The following is a 15,076-nucleotide window of genomic DNA, read 5'->3' as shown; positions in this document are numbered from 1 at the left end:
ACCGAGTGTCAGGCGCCAACCCAGTTGACTGACAGGACGCTATCGCGAGCAGGCTCGCTCCTACAAGGGATTTGTCCTGTCAGGGCAATATCAGGTGCATGGCGCAGCGTCGCTCGGCGGCAAAACCATGCTCGACTTCTTTCTGCAAAGCGTCGAGCAAATGCGCTGCGTGCTCACCGGGTTCGACTTCCACAAACCCCATCCGCTGATAAAACGGCGCATTCCACGGCACGTCGCGAAACGTGGTCAGGGTCACCGCGCGCAATTGCTCATGGCGGGCATGTTCGATCGCAGTCAACACCAGTCGACGACCCACGCCTTGCCCCTGAAATGCCAGGCTGACCGACAGTTCTTCAATGTGCAGTTGGTTGTCGAAATCCAGCGCGCGGATAAACCCTGCGAGTTGCGCCGAGGTGTTTTCGGCGACCCAGACGTAGGCATTGTCGATGGCTTGGCGGTGTTGCGCGGCGCTTGCCACGTCGGTGTCGGCAAGCCAGGCGAGGGTAGGATCTGTGCGAAACAGCTCGGCGGCCGAGCGTTCGATGGCGGGGAGGGCGGCGGCATCATTCTGCCGCGCCCGGCGTACAACAAAACTCATGGTAAACAGTCCCTGTAGAAGCTGCCGCAGGCTGCGATCTTTTTCCTGAAAGCGCAAAAGATCGCAGCCTCAATCAGTTCCTACAAGGGCTTCAGATACAACAGCACGTAATCGTTCTTGTCGAAACGCCCGGTCAGCACCGGTTGCAGGCTGGCCAGCGGGGTGCCTTGCAGCGATTGCAGGTCCTTGCTGTCCATCATCAGCCAGACCGGGGCTTTGAGGGCTTCGAGTTGCTGCACCGTTTCGGTGAACTGCGGTTGCAGGTCCTGCTCGACGTTGACCATGAACTTGATCGCCTTGGCGTCTTTGCCCATGCCGTGCAGCACCAGCGGGGCCGGGTTCTGCTGCACCTGCGCGAAGGCAGCACGACTGAACGCCTGCGTATCGTACAGACGTCGCTCCACCGGTTCGAACACCGCGGCATACACCGTCCACAAGGCTAACACCGAGCACAGCGCCAACACTTCGGCCCGCCAGCGCGGGATCATCAGACGCGCCAACGCGAGCAATTGCAGAACGCCGAGTACGATCAGCACCAGAGTGATGCCGTCGAGTTGCTCGGGAAAGCGGCGTTTGGCAACCAGCAGGGCCACCATCAACAGTCCCGGCGTCACCAGCCAGATACCTTGAATCACCCCACGCAATACGCCGAACACTCGTCCGTGCAGCACCTGAAACGGGTACGCGGCGATGATCGCCGCCATCGGCAACATCGGCAGCAGGTAACGCGCCTTCTTCGCCTGTGGAATCGACAAGCCGACCATGACGATCAGCCCGGCGGCGGCGCAATATTGCACCAGACGCAAGGCCGGCCCGCGCTGATGCGGCTTGCTCAGCCAGGTCGCGGCCAACGCCAGAATCGCCAGCGGATACGCCAGTGCGTAGTTACCGATGGAGCTGGTGAAGTAATACAGCGAACCACTGACGCCCTCACTGCCGTCCATGCGCCCCATGAACTGCATACGAATCACGTCTTGCAGGAAGGCTTCGCCACCGCTGAGTTTCGCCAGCCACAACAGCAGGCTGACACACGCTGCGAGTAACACAGAAGCGATCACGCCGAACACGAAGAGGCGTTTCCACTCACGGTTGAGCAGGTAGTAACTGCAGAGCATGCCGGTCGGTACCACCAGGCCGATAGGCCCGCGAATCCCGAAGCCCAGCAACAACAGGACAAAGATCAGCGGCCAGCGCCGGCGCGAGCCGAAGTGGTCGTGCGCATAGCCCAGATAAAACACCGACAGCGCCACGGCGGCGAGCATCAGGTCTTGCGACACCGCGCGCACTTCGGTGACGAAGGTGCTGGTGAGCATCAACAGCGCGATGCTGATCAGGGCCCAGCGTTGCGAATGCACCGCCAGCAACCGATACATCAACGTCACGATCACCCCGCCGGCAATCGCGCTCGGCAGCCATGCCGTGAGGGTGTTGACCGCGCCAAAGGGCAACGACAACAACCAGATGAACAGCGTCGAGAGCGCCGAATAGTCGGCGTACGGCTCACCGTAAGTGGTCGGGAATACCGTTGGCCCGTGCCGGAGCATCTCCTGGGCAAACAGTACGAAACGTGAATCGAAGCCAATGGGCGCCTGTCTGTAAACCCCGGCGATGAACAGCAACAGTGCCAGCAGCCCTGCGATCAGGGACTGCCGGCGGATGACAGGCGACAACGTGATCAAGCGACGTCCGCTTTGTCAGACCATTGCTGCAGCGGCATCGGCAGTTTGCGCGAGTCGCCACGGCCGATCGGGAAGTACTTGAAGCCGTTGCGCGCCAGACGCTCGGCGTCGTACAGGTTGCGGCCGTCGAAGATCACCGGGGCTTTCAGGCGTTGCTCGATCAGGTCGAAGTCCGGCGCCTTGAACTGCTGCCATTCGGTGCAGATGATCAGCGCATCGGAACCCGCCAGCACCGATTCCGGGGTGCCCATCAGCATCAGTTTTTCTTCGTTCGGGTACAGATGCTGGGTTTCCTGCATGGCTTCCGGGTCGAACGCGCGCACGCTGGCGCCGGCGGCGAACAGCGAATCGAGCAGCACGCGGCTCGGTGCGTCGCGCATGTCGTCGGTGTTTGGCTTGAACGCCAGGCCCCACAGGGCAAAGGTCTTGCCGCGCAGGTCACCCTTGTAGAACGCGTTGATACGGTCGAACAGCTTGTGCTTCTGCCGCTCGTTGATCGCCTCGACCGCTTGCAGCAGGTCACTGGAGCAGTGTGCCTGCTCGGCGCTGTGGATCAGCGCGCGCATGTCTTTCGGGAAGCACGAGCCACCATAACCGCAGCCCGGGTAGATGAAGTGGTAACCGATGCGCGTGTCGGCACCGATGCCCTGACGGACCGACTCGATGTCGGCGCCCAGGTGTTCGGCCAGTTCGGCAATCTGGTTGATGAAGCTGATCTTGGTCGCCAGCATGCAGTTGGCAGCGTATTTGGTCAGCTCGGCGCTACGCAGGTCCATGAACATGATGCGGTCATGGTTGCGGTTGAATGGCGAGTACAGGTCGCGCATCACATCTTGCACTTCGTCACCTTCACAGCCGATGACGATGCGGTCCGGACGACGGCAGTCGGACACCGCCGAACCTTCCTTGAGGAATTCCGGGTTGGAGACGATATCGAACTGCAGCTCACGACCGGCCTTGTCCAGCGCGGCCTGAATGTGCGCACGCAGGGTGTCGCCGGTGCCGACCGGTACGGTGGATTTCTCCACCAGGATCAGCGGCTGCTCACGATGGCGCGCCACGGCGTCACCCACCGACAGCACGTATTTCAGATCGGCCGAGCCGTCTTCGCTGGACGGTGTACCCACGGCGATGAACGCCACGCGACCGTGTTGTACGGCGAGCTTTTCATCCGAGGTGAAATGCAGGCGGCCGGAGTCCAGGCCTTCGCGCACCAGGCTCGACAGGCCCGGTTCGAAGATGCTGACGTGACCCTGGCGCAGCAGTTCGACTTTCTTCTGATCGATGTCCATGCACACGACGTCGTGACCGACTTCGGCCAACACGGCGGCCTGTACCAGGCCGACATAACCGCTACCAAATACTGTGATTTTCATGGAGCACTCCTGAATTCGGGCGCACGAGACGGACGAGTGTTAATAGTGATGACCCCGAGCATGACCATTGCCACGCCCAGCGATTTAGTGAAACTGAACGATTCGTTGAACAGCGGCAGACTGGCCGCCAGCAGGTACACCAGCGCGTAGCTGATGCTCAATAGTGAATAAGCCCGGCCCAACGGCAGATCGCGCAATGCCGCGAGCCAGCAGAGCATCGACAGGGCGTAGGCGAAAATCGCCGCCACCACCACGGCCATTGCCGACAGATCGACACTGCCGGCGCTCAGCGCCGTCAGCCATTGTTCCGGTTGTGGCAGGCGCGTCATGCTCCAGCGCATGCCCAGTTGGGCGCCACTGACCAGCATTACGCTGCCCAGAGCAAAACCGATTCCACGAGCCTGGTTCATGACTGTTGCCCCAGCAAAACCACGCCGCCGATCACCAGCGCCACGCCCAGCCAATGCTGGCGGTCGATGGGCTCGCGAAAGACGAAGCGGGCAATCAGGGTGATCAGCACGAAGTTGAGGCTGAGCATCGGGTAAGCGATGCCCACTTCAAGACGTTGCAGCACCAGCAGCCAGACCAGCAGCCCGCTGCCGAGTGAAAACAGCGCCAGCCACAACCACGGCGAACGCAGTTTGTCGGCCCAGGACGAATCAACGCCGCGCCAGCTCTCCACGGCGAATTTCTGCGCGACTTGCCCCAGGCAGGTCAACAGACACGCCGTCAGTAACAGCAACCAGCTCATGACGGATCCTTGGGCAACACCATGATCACCAGATTGCCCGATTCGTAACGGGTGCCGTCCTTGGGCAGCAGGTCCAGCTCTTCGAGCTCGTCCTGACCCTTGACACGCATCAGCACGCCGACCGAGCCGCTGCGGCGCGCTTCACGTACCCATTGTTGAACGTTGTCCTTGGTGAGTCGGCGCTCGGCGCCTTCCGGGTAGGACAGACCGTATTTGAGTTCGCCGACCGTGTTGTACAGCGCGACCGCTGGTTGTTTCATGCGCCAGGCCAGCGCTGCCGCCGCACCCAGATCATTGCTCAGCAGGTGCGTGGCGCCGGACAGTTCGGTGACATGGTGGCGGATGAACTGATCCGGGGTTTTGTTGGCCACCACCGATTTGGGCAACGCCGCCGGCAGGATTCCCACCAGCAACAGACTGCCCAACGCCGGCGCCGCCCAGCACTGCAACGGCAGGAACGCTTGCGCCAGGTTGGCGATGATCCAGCCGATCAGGGCGATGAACACCAGCACCAGGCTGTGCAGTTCGTGGTCGTACACCGGTTTGTTCAATTGCAAGTAAACCAGTGCGATCAGCGTGACCACACCCAGCAACAGGTTCAACAGGCCGTTGATCCCCAGTGCCCGACCTTGTTCCAGACGCAGGCGATCAGCCAGCGCATTGCCCAGCAGCAGTGCCAATGGCAACAGGCACGGCAGAATGTAGGTCGGCAGCTTGCCGTTGCTCAGGCTGAAAAAGCCCAGCGGCAGCCACAGCCACAACAGCAGGAAAACCATGTTCGGCTGGGCCCGGGTTTGCCAGGCTTGCTTGAACGCGGTCGGCAACAGGCCAACCCACGGCAGACTGAACGCCACCAGCAGCGGCAGGTAGAACCACCACGGTGCATCGTGCTGCGCATCGTCACCGGCAAAGCGCCGGATGTGTTCGTGCCAGAAGAAGAACCGCCAGTAATCCGGTTCTTGTGCGTGCACCGCCAGCGCCCACGGCAAGCTGACGATGATCGCGATGGCGATCGCCACCGGACCGAACACCAGCAGTTCGCGCCAGCGTTTTTGCCAAAGCATCCACGGCAACGCGATCAGTACCGGCAGCAACCAGGCGAGAAAGCCCTTGGTCATGAAGCCCATGCCGCAGGCCAGCCCCAGTAGTGCCCACGCGCCCAGCCGTTGCCCGGTGCTGCGGCTGTCGAGCGCAAACCACAGCGCCACCAGACTCAGGTTGACCCAGAAGGTGAATTGCGGATCGAGGTTGGCGTACCCGGCCTGACCGGCGACGACGGTGAAGCTCATATAGAGCAGGGCGCAGACGAAGCTCTTGCGCGGATCGTTCCATAACCTGCGCGCGACCAGGTAGGCCAGCAGCACACTCAAAGCCGTGCTGAGGGCCGACGCGAAGCGCACGCCGAACAGGTTCTGTCCGAACAATTCCTGGCCGATGGCGATCATCCAGTAGCCGGCAATCGGTTTCTCGAAATACCGCAGCCCCATGAAATGCGGCGACACCCAATTGCCACTGAGCAGCATGTCCTGGCTGATCTGTGCGTAACGGGTTTCGTCGGGGATCCACAGGCCATGGGTGCTCAATGGCAACAGATAGGCCAGCAGACAGAGGCCGACCAACAGCGGCAGTGCCCAGCGTCTGGTCATGCGCCTTGCACTCCCAGCCAGCCTTCACGGCCTTCGAGCACACCGCGTTGCACGCGGCCCACGGGCAGGGTGTTGAAAAACTCGGGCAACAAGTCGCCCAAGGGTTTGAAGTCAATGTTGCGCTGGCGTGCATCGGCCAGCAACTGACGAAAATCCTGAGCCATCAGAATCCCTTCTACTTCGGCATGAATGGTGTAGACGTTGAATGCTTGCGCCTGGAACCGGTCGAGGATGAAGGCGTTGAAGTCCTTGGCTGCCACGTGCGGGCCGACGACTTCGTCGAAGGTCGGCAGGTCCACCGGAATCTGCGGAGTTCCCAGCGAGCCGTCCGCCAGCAGCGGACGGAACAGGCTCTGCCCGCGGCAATCGCTGTTATAGCGAAAGCCGAAGGTCTGCTTGGCCTCGATCACGCGCTCGTCCGCACGCCAACCGGCGGCGGCCGAACACTGGATCTTTTCGCCGAGGATGTCGCTCAAGGTGTCGACGCCGCGCCGGATCTGTTCGATCAGTTGCGCGTCGCTCCAGCGCCCGGCGTTGGCCTGCCAGCCATGGTGATCCCAGGCGTGCAGGCCGACTTCGTGACCGGCGTCCCGGGCCTGACGCATCAGGTGCCCGAGATCACGGCCAATCGGTTTGCCGGGCCAGGCAGTGCCGGCCAGCAAAATGTCCCAGCCGTAGAGGCCGGCAGCGTTGGAGCGCAGCATTTTCCAGAGGAACTGCGGGCGGATCAGGCGCCACAGATGCCGACCCATGTTGTCCGGGCCGACACTGAAGAAAAACGTTGCCTTGACCTGCGCCTCGTCGAGCATCTCCAGCAGCCGCGGCACACCTTCTCGGGTGCCACGGTAGGTGTCGACATCGATACGAAGACCTGCCTGCATTACTTCTTGTCCGCGATTTCGAGCATGGCTTCACGCAGGAAGAAGTCCAGGGTGTTGCCGATGGTCTCGCGCATTTCCACGGTCGGCTCCCAGTTCAGCAGGCGCTTGGCGTTGGCGATGCTTGGCTTGCGGTGTTCCACGTCCTGGTAACCGGCACCGTAGAACGCCTTGCTTTCCACGTCGCGGAAACCGGCGAACGGCGGGAAGTTGTGACGCAGCGGGTGCGCTTCGAACTGACGCAGCAGCTCTTCGCCCAACTGACGGATGCTGGCTTCGTTGTCCGGGTTGCCGATGTTGATGATCTGGCCGTTGCAGACATCGTTGTCGTTGTCGATGATCCGCGCCAGGGCTTCAACGCCGTCAGCGATGTCAGTGAAGCAACGCTTCTGCTCGCCACCGTCGAACAGACGGATCGGCGTGCCTTCCACCAGGTTGAGGATCAGTTGGGTGATGGCGCGGGAGCTGCCGATACGGGCCGAATCCAGACGGTCCAGACGCGGGCCCATCCAGTTGAATGGACGGAACAGGGTGAAATTCAGGCCCTTGGCGCCGTAAGCCCAGATCACGCGGTCCAGCAGTTGTTTGGAGACCGAGTAGATCCAGCGCTGCTTGTTGATCGGGCCAACGATCAGGTTCGAGCTGTCTTCGTCGAAGTTCTTGTCCTGGCACATGCCATAGACTTCGGAGGTCGACGGGAAGATCACGCGCTTGTTGTACTTGACGCAGTAGCGAACCAGTTTCAGGTTCTCTTCGAAGTCCAGTTCGAATACGCGCAGTGGGTTGCGGGTGTATTCGATCGGGGTGGCGATGGCCACCAGCGGCAGGACCACGTCGCACTTCTTGATGTGGTACTCGATCCACTCGGAGTGAATGCTGATGTCGCCTTCGACGAAGTGGAAGTTCGGGTGGCTGCGCAGACGGTCGATGGCGTCGGAGCCGATGTCCAGACCGTAGACTTCGTAGCGGTCGTCACGCAGCAGGCGCTCGGACAGGTGGTTACCGATGAAGCCGTTGACACCGAGGATCAGCACACGAGTGCGACGTGGCGCACGACCGGATTCGGCGCCGCGCAGCAACGAGCCATCGACCAGACCCAGTTCGTTGGCCAGTTGCGGGCCGCTGAGGTACAGACCGTTGTCGTTGCGCTGACCGGCGTTGATCACCAGCGAGTCTTGACCGCAGGCAATGCGCAGCGGATCGACGCTGATCACGCGACCTGGCGCCTGGCCTTCGTTGCCCTTGACGACCTCGGCGCTCCAGACAATCAGTTTGTGTTCGCCCACGGCGCAGAACGCGCCCGGGTAAGGACGGGTGACGGCGCGCACCAGGTTGAACAGTTCTTCGGCCGGTTTGGCCCAGACCAGTTTGCCGTCCGCCGGGGTGCGACGACCGAACACGGTGGCTTTCGATTCGTCCTGTGGGGTTTCAGTGATCTTGCCTTGCAGCATGTTCGGCAGGGTGTCGCGCAGCAGATCGCTGGCGGCGGTGCGCAGTTTGGCGTGCAGGGTCAGGCCGGTGTCGCTGCGCTCGATGGCAACGCGCTGCTGGGCAACGATGGCGCCGGCATCAGCGCGCTTGACCATGCGGTGCAGGGTCACGCCGGTTTCGGTTTCGCCGTTGACCAGCACCCAGTTCGCCGGAGCGCGGCCGCGATAGCGTGGCAGCAGCGAACCGTGCAGGTTGAACGCGCCTTTTTTGGCCAGGGCCAGCAGTGGTTCGCTCAGCAGATTGCGGTAGTAGAAGGAGAAAATGTACTCCGGGTCCAGCTTGGCGATGCGCTCGATCCACAGCGGGTGGTTGGCGTCTTCCGGGGCGTGCACCGGGATGCCTTTGTTGGCGCACAGCTGTGCAACCGAGGCATAGAACGCGTTTTCTTTCGGATCATCGGCGTGAGTGAACACTGCTGCAATGTCATAGCCGCTGTTGAGCAGGGCTTCAATGCCGGCGCAGCCAATATCGTGGTAGGCGAAGACAACAGTTTTTGCACTCATGAGAGAACCTGATCGGAAGTGGAAGAAGTAGCGGTAGAAGAAAGACCATCAACGGTGACGGCAGGGGCCGGAGCGGCCGGCTGGCTGCGCAACACCTTTTCGATGAAGAAACGCGGACGGGCGCGCACATCGCTGTACATGCGGCCGAGGTATTCACCCAGCAGCCCCATGCCGATGAACTGACCACCGGTGAACACAAACAGTACGGCGAACAGCACGAACATGCCGTCACCGGCCCAACCGGCACCGAAGGCCAGACGCAAGACAATCAACGCAATCGCGAACAGCACGCCCAAGCCGGCCATGGCGAAGCCGACGATGCTCAGCAGACGCAGCGGGGTGGTGGTCATGCAGGTGACCAGATCGAACATCAGGTTGATCAGGCGCATCGGGCTGTACTTCGAGTCGCCGTGTTCACGCTCGGCGTGGGCCACGACGATTTCGGTGGTGTGACGGGCGAAGCTGTTGGCCAGGATCGGGATGAACGTGCTGCGTTCGCGGCAGGCGAGCATTGCGTCGATGATCGTGCGGCGGTAGGCGCGCAGCATGCAGCCGTAGTCGCTCATGGCGACGCCGGTGGAGCGCTGCACGGCAAGGTTGATCAGCTTCGACGGATAGCGACGCAGCGCCGAATCCTGACGATTGCCGCGCACGGTGCCGACCACGTCGTAACCTTTTTCGGCTTCGGCCACCAGCCGGGGGATTTCCTCCGGCGGGTTCTGCAGGTCGGCGTCGAGGGTGATCACCACGTCGCCCTTGCACTGTTCGAAACCGGCCATGATCGCCGCGTGCTGACCATAGTTGCGGTTGAGAATGACCGCCACGAACGGGCTGTTTTCACGCCCGGCGGCTTCTTCGAGCATGTTCGCCGATTCGTCGCGGCTGCCGTCGTCGACCAGCACGATTTCGAAATCGTGATTCAGTTGGCGGCAGGCCGCCTCGGTACGACGCAGCAGTTCGGGCAGACTTTCCTGTTCGTTGTAGACCGGGATGACGATCGACACGCTACGGATTGGATAAGGTTTCACAGGCGTTTTTCCATGATGTGTGCGATGGCACCGACCACCCGGTCAAGGTCTTGACCGGTCATGTCGGGGAACAGCGGAATCGAGCACAGCCGCGCCGAGTTCCATTCGGTGTTGGGCAGGTAGAGGTCGGGGTCACGCTGGCGATACCAGGTGTGCAGGTGGGTGGCGATGAAATGGATACCGGTGCCGATGCCCTGATCCTGCAACGCCTTCATGAAGGCTTCGCGATCCATGCCGCAACGCTCGCTGTCGATGCGCAGGATGAACAGGTGCCAGGCGTGTTGCTGGGCATAGGCGGGCAGGGCCAGCGGTTGCACCGGCAGGCCTTCGAACTTTTGCAGGTAGCTGGTGGCCAGCTCGGTGCGCCGGGCGTTGATTTCGTCCAGACGTTGCAGCTGCACCAGGGCAATCGCGGCGTTGATGTCGGCCAGGTTGTACTTGAAGCCCGGTTCCATCACTTGCGCCTGCGGCTTGCGGCCACCGGTCAGACGGTCATAGGCGTCAACGCCCAGGCCGTGGAATTTGAGCATGCGCACGCGGCTGGCGAGCGCTTCGTCGTCGGTGACGAACATCGCGCCTTCGGCACAGGTCATATTCTTGATCGCATGGAACGAGAAGATCGCCGTGCCTTGCGAACCGACGTGGCGCCCCTTGTAGCGGGTGCCGGCGGCGTGGGCGGCGTCTTCGATGACCGGGATGCCGTGCTTGTCGGCCAGGGCATACAGCGGATCAAGATCGAACGCAGCGCCGGCGTAGTGCACCGGAATGATTGCCTTGGTTCGCGGGGTGATGGCCACTTCGATGCGCGCAGCGTCGGTCATCAGCGTGTCGCGGTCGACATCGACAAACACCGGTTTGGCGCCTAGCAGGGAGATCATGTTCGCGGTCGAAACCCAGGTCTGCGACGGGGTGATGACTTCGTCGCCCGGGCCGATGCCCAGGGCCAACAGGGTGATGTGCATGCCGCCGGTGGCCGAAGACAAGGCCACCGCGTGCTTGCAACCCACGTACTGCGCAAATTGCTCTTCGAGTGCCTGGTTTTTCGGCCCCGTGGTGATCCAGCCTGAGCGCAACACCTGCTCGACAGCGGCAATTTCCTCGTCGCCAATACTTGGGCGGGAGAAGGGGAGAAACGCCTGACTCATGGGCACCTCATTACAAAAAAATAAAGGATGGATTCACGCGATTATTGGATCCAGCCTCAGCGTAGACACAGAAAAGCGCTATTGCATCAATAAGTTGGCGAAAAAAGCATGACGTCGGGGATTGATTGACTTTTCACGATTTGCCCGGCAGGTTGGGCATAGCCACTACCGTACCTATGGGAATTAAGGTTATGCCGGTTTTTGTGAAAGGAACATGAAAAACCGGTTGGCGAATCGTTTATCTGTCACTTATACAGCCGCTGTTCAGGCTTCTGCCGTCGATCGCAGTTTTTTGTCGGACAGTGCCGCTCAAGTACCTTCTTTACTTCAAGTACATTGCATTTGTTAGTTGTTGTAGTGCTGTACATTTTTTACTCAAGGTTTAACGTTTGATTGATTTAGTTGCTGCAACCCCCGACGCTCCAAAAACCAACCCGATGAGCCTGTACCTCGCGCGTTTGGCGCCCTCCAGCCAATTGACCATGCGTTACGTGCTGCAAGATGCGGCCGATCGCCTGGGCTTTGAAGACATGAATGTCGAAGAGATTCCCTGGCATGCCTTGCAACCGGAAGATGTTGTAGCGCTCGTCGCTGCATTACGCGCAGACAACTACGCACCGAACACTTCTTCGTTGTATGTGAATGCGGTGCGCGGGGTGATGAACGAGGCCTGGCGCATGAGTCTGATCAGCCAGGAACATCTTCTGAAGATGCGTTCGGTCAAGGGCATCGCCGGCACGCGGCTGTCTCAGGGGCGCAATCTCAAGCGCACGCTGATTCACGAATTGATGGAAGTCTGCGCCGCGGACCCGCGCCCGCAGGGCCTGCGTGATGCAGCGATCATCGCGTTGCTGTACGGCACCGGCATGCGCAAGTCGGAGTCGGTGGACCTGGATCTGAATCAGGTCGATTTCAGCGAGCGCAGCCTGTGCGTCACCGCCAAGGGCAACAAACAGTTGATCAAATACGCACCGGCATGGGCCTTCAGCAAGCTCGACGCGTGGCTCGAACTGCGCCGTTCACAACTCAAGGAAGGCGAGAGCGACGATGCCTTCCTGTTCAACCGCATTCGCCGTGGCAGCCACATCACCCGCGAGCGGATCACCAAGCATGCGATCTACTACATCGCTCGCCAGCGCGGCACGCAGGTCGGGGTGAAGATCATGCCCCACGATTTCCGTCGCTCGTTCATCACTCGGGTGATCGAGGAGCACGACCTGTCGATCGCGCAGAAACTGGCGCATCACAGCAACATCCAGACCACCGCCAACTACGATGTGCGCGATGACAACGAGCGGCGGCGGGCGGTGGATCGCTTCGATCTCTGATCAGTTCAGGCCAAACACATGCGCCGCACCGAGTACCGACAGCTGCACCGCGCTGCCGGCGGGCGGCGCGTGCATGCCGGAGCTGCGCACCAGAATCGAACGGGCCGGATCCTGAGTCGCGGATGAGCTCAGTTCAACCGTCAGGGTGCAGGTGTTGCCGGCAAAGTCACGGTCGGTGACCAGCGCATGGCAGCCTTGACTGTCAGATGCCCCTTCGGCGATCTGCAATTGCTCGGGGCGCAGCATGATCTGCGCGGCGCCGCTGAAGCCGTTGCTGTTCACCGCCACCTGACCCAGATCGCAATGCGCCCAACCCGCCTCGATTCGCGCGGGCAGGACCACCGCTTCGCCGAGAAAGTGCGCGGTCTGTTCATCCTGCGGATAGCGGTAGAGATCCATCGGATGCCCGGACTGCACCAGCCGGCCGCTGCGCATCACCGCCAATTGATCGGCAAACGACAACGCTTCGCTCTGATCGTGAGTCACCAGAATGGTGGTGACGCCGGCGTCTTCGAGCAGGCGCGCGACCATTTTGCGCATGGCACTGCGCAAACCGGTGTCGAGGGCGGAGAACGGCTCGTCCAGCAGCATCAGCCGTGGCTGTTGCGCCAGTGCACGGGCCAGCGAGACCCGCTGTTGCTGGCCACCGGACAATTCGTGGGGCCAACGGTTGGCCATGTTGGCGTCGAGGGCGACGCTGTCCATCAACTCAAGGATGCGCTGGGTGCGGGCCGCACCGGTCAGGGCCAGGCCGAAACCGATGTTCGCCGCCACCGTCATGTGCGGGAACAACGCGCCGTCCTGCGGGACGTAGCCGATCTGCCGTTGATAGGCCGGCACTGCGTGGCTGCGGTCGACCAGCGTCTGGCCGTTGAGCGTAATGCTGCCGCTGTCGGGAAACTCGAAGCCGGCGATCATCCGCAACAGCGTGGTCTTGCCGGAACCGGAGGGGCCGACGATCACCGTGCGGCTGCCGGTCGGCACGTTGAGGCTGACGTCGTCGAGCGCCTTCTGCGCGCCGAAGGTTTTACTGAGGTTGAGCAGTTCGAGAGCGTTCATCGGCCAGCGGTACGCCTGGATTGGTGATAGAGAATGGCCGTCAGCGGCAGTGAAAGCAGGATCATCAAGAACGCGTAGGGCGCGGCGGCGGCGTAATCGATTTCGCTGGTCATCGCCCAGAAACCGGTAGCGAGGGTCCGCGTGCCGTTGGGCGCCAGCAGCAGGGTTGCGGTCAGTTCATTGGTGATTGCCAGGAACACCAGTGCCGCACCTGCCGCCGCGCCGGGAGCTGCCAGGCGTACGGTGATCAGCCACAATGCGCGTATCGGCGAGCGGCCAAGGCTTTGCGCGATGTTTTCCAGCTCGACCGGGGCCTGTGCGAAACCGGCGCGCAGGCTGACCAGCGCCCGGGGCAGGAACATCAGCAGGTAAGCCAGCAGCACGGTGATGGTGGTCTGGTAGATCGGCCGGGCGAAATGAATGGTCACGGTGACCAACGCCAAAGCAACGACAATGCCGGGCAGTGAACTGGTGATGTAATTGCAGCCTTCCAGCAAGCGCTGCAGTTTGCCCGGCGAGCGGATCGACAGCCACGCGATGGGGATCGCCGCGACACTGGTCAGCAATGCGCCGGCCACTCCGTAAGACAAGGTTTGCAGCAGCGCCGGCAGCAACTCGTCACCTTGCCAGACCTGCACACCACCGGCCACCAGCCAGCGGCCCAGCGTGAGCAACGGCACACCGAGGGCCAGCAGGCAGGTCAGGGTTTGCAACAGTAACGCCAGAGTTGTCGCGCCACGCCCCAGTTGCACGCTGCGCTGGTCCCGGGCGCTGCCGGAACCGACTCGCGCATAGCGGGCGTTGCCACGGGCGGCAGATTCGGCGGTGAGCATCGCCAGACAGCACAGCGCCAGAACGCCAGCGAGCATGTTGGCCGCCGGGCCGTTAAACGTCGATTTGAACTGATCGAAGATCGCCGTGGTGAAGGTGTCGAAACGGATCATCGCGTACAAGCCGTACTCGGCCAGCAAATGCAGACCGACCAACAACGCGCCACCGCAGATTGCCAGGCGCAATTGCGGCAACACCACCCGAAAGAACACCGCCCACGGCTTGAGTCCCAAGGATTGCGCGACGTCTTCAATCGCCGGATCGAGACGGCGCAAGGTCGCGGCAATCGGCAAATACAGAAACGGGAAATAGGCGATCACCGACACCAGCACACCGGCCGGCAGACCGTGGATCGACGGAATCAGGCTGACCCACGCATAACTGTGGACGAACGCCGGCACGGCCAGCGGAGCCACCGCCAGCACTGACCACAAGCGGCGGCCGGGCAGATTGCTGCGTTCGGTCAGCCAGGCCAGGGTGGTTCCGAGCAGGATGCACAGTGGCAGGGTGATCAGCACCAGCAGCACGGTGTTGATCAGCAATTCGCCGACCCGCGGGCGAAAGATCAGAGCTTCGATGGTCGCCCAGCCGGTGTACCACGCAACGCCGATGACGAACGCGATCGGCAGCAGGGACAACAAAGACACCAGCACCGCCGAGCTCACCACCCACGAACTGCCACGCCCGGCCAGCGTGCGGGGCGGGTGAATGAGGCTGGCGGCGGCCGTCGCAACGGCCGGTGCAGGCAAGGTTTCGGGCATCA

Annotated in this window: 13 protein-coding genes; 1 reads left to right on the top strand and 12 read right to left on the bottom strand. The window is 61.7% G+C overall.

Annotated elements, in window-relative coordinates; all coding sequences use genetic code 11:
* Window positions 1-79: 79 nt before the first annotated feature.
* The 10 genes from CRO59_RS21740 to arnB all read right to left on the bottom strand — a co-directional run bounded on the left by CRO59_RS21740 (window position 80) and on the right by arnB (window position 11,095).
* Window positions 80-598, bottom strand: coding sequence for a GNAT family N-acetyltransferase (locus CRO59_RS21740; RefSeq protein WP_097089856.1), 519 nt, complete (start codon window positions 596-598; stop codon window positions 80-82).
* An 80-nt stretch (window positions 599-678) separates the two neighbouring features.
* A complete protein-coding gene (locus tag CRO59_RS21735) occupies window positions 679-2,277 on the bottom strand; it encodes a glycosyltransferase family 39 protein (RefSeq protein WP_097089724.1) in 1,599 nt (532 codons plus the stop codon).
* Entirely contained in the window at window positions 2,274-3,653 is a 1,380-nt protein-coding gene (locus CRO59_RS21730) for a UDP-glucose/GDP-mannose dehydrogenase family protein (RefSeq protein WP_097089726.1), read from the bottom strand. The genes CRO59_RS21735 and CRO59_RS21730 overlap by 4 nt, the downstream gene beginning before the upstream one ends.
* Window positions 3,650-4,063 (bottom strand): 4-amino-4-deoxy-L-arabinose-phosphoundecaprenol flippase subunit ArnF, encoded by a 414-nt coding sequence (arnF, locus tag CRO59_RS21725; RefSeq protein WP_097089727.1) that lies wholly within the window; start codon window positions 4,061-4,063, stop codon window positions 3,650-3,652. The genes CRO59_RS21730 and arnF overlap by 4 nt, the downstream gene beginning before the upstream one ends.
* Entirely contained in the window at window positions 4,060-4,404 is a 345-nt protein-coding gene (gene arnE, locus CRO59_RS21720) for a 4-amino-4-deoxy-L-arabinose-phosphoundecaprenol flippase subunit ArnE (protein WP_097089729.1), read from the bottom strand. Before arnE ends, arnF begins: the two co-directional genes overlap by 4 nt.
* Window positions 4,401-6,050: a lipid IV(A) 4-amino-4-deoxy-L-arabinosyltransferase gene (gene arnT, locus CRO59_RS21715; RefSeq protein WP_097089731.1), complete on the bottom strand. Its 1,650-nt coding sequence runs from the start codon at window positions 6,048-6,050 to the stop codon at window positions 4,401-4,403. Before arnT ends, arnE begins: the two co-directional genes overlap by 4 nt.
* Window positions 6,047-6,931 carry a 4-deoxy-4-formamido-L-arabinose-phosphoundecaprenol deformylase gene (gene arnD / locus CRO59_RS21710; protein WP_097089732.1) on the bottom strand — a complete coding sequence of 295 codons (885 nt, stop codon included), beginning with the start codon at window positions 6,929-6,931 and terminating at the stop codon, window positions 6,047-6,049. Before arnD ends, arnT begins: the two co-directional genes overlap by 4 nt.
* On the bottom strand, window positions 6,931-8,922 hold the full coding sequence (gene arnA / locus CRO59_RS21705) for a bifunctional UDP-4-amino-4-deoxy-L-arabinose formyltransferase/UDP-glucuronic acid oxidase ArnA (RefSeq protein ID WP_097089734.1): 1,992 nt from the start codon (window positions 8,920-8,922) through the stop codon (window positions 6,931-6,933). Before arnA ends, arnD begins: the two co-directional genes overlap by 1 nt.
* Window positions 8,919-9,950 (bottom strand): undecaprenyl-phosphate 4-deoxy-4-formamido-L-arabinose transferase, encoded by a 1,032-nt coding sequence (gene arnC / locus CRO59_RS21700; protein ID WP_097089735.1) that lies wholly within the window; start codon window positions 9,948-9,950, stop codon window positions 8,919-8,921. Before arnC ends, arnA begins: the two co-directional genes overlap by 4 nt.
* Window positions 9,947-11,095: a UDP-4-amino-4-deoxy-L-arabinose aminotransferase gene (gene arnB, locus CRO59_RS21695; RefSeq protein WP_097089737.1), complete on the bottom strand. Its 1,149-nt coding sequence runs from the start codon at window positions 11,093-11,095 to the stop codon at window positions 9,947-9,949. Before arnB ends, arnC begins: the two co-directional genes overlap by 4 nt.
* Before the next feature lie 437 nt (window positions 11,096-11,532).
* Here arnB and xerC point away from each other — a divergent pair, with 437 nt between their 5' ends.
* Entirely contained in the window at window positions 11,533-12,423 is an 891-nt protein-coding gene (gene xerC / locus CRO59_RS21690; protein ID WP_027611947.1) for a tyrosine recombinase XerC, read from the top strand.
* On the opposite strand, the gene CRO59_RS21685 is transcribed toward xerC, so the two are convergent.
* On the bottom strand, window positions 12,424-13,482 hold the full coding sequence (locus tag CRO59_RS21685) for an ABC transporter ATP-binding protein (protein WP_097089739.1): 1,059 nt from the start codon (window positions 13,480-13,482) through the stop codon (window positions 12,424-12,426).
* Window positions 13,479-15,074: an iron ABC transporter permease gene (locus CRO59_RS21680; protein WP_097089857.1), complete on the bottom strand. Its 1,596-nt coding sequence runs from the start codon at window positions 15,072-15,074 to the stop codon at window positions 13,479-13,481. The genes CRO59_RS21685 and CRO59_RS21680 overlap by 4 nt, the downstream gene beginning before the upstream one ends.
* Window positions 15,075-15,076: the final 2 nt, after the last annotated feature.

The organism is Pseudomonas sp. LAMO17WK12:I5 (assembly GCF_900215165.1).
Taxonomy (GTDB): Bacteria; Pseudomonadota; Gammaproteobacteria; order Pseudomonadales; family Pseudomonadaceae; genus Aquipseudomonas; species Aquipseudomonas putida_A.
Note: the sequence above shows the minus strand (reverse complement) of the source record. Positions and strands in the feature narration are given on the sequence as shown.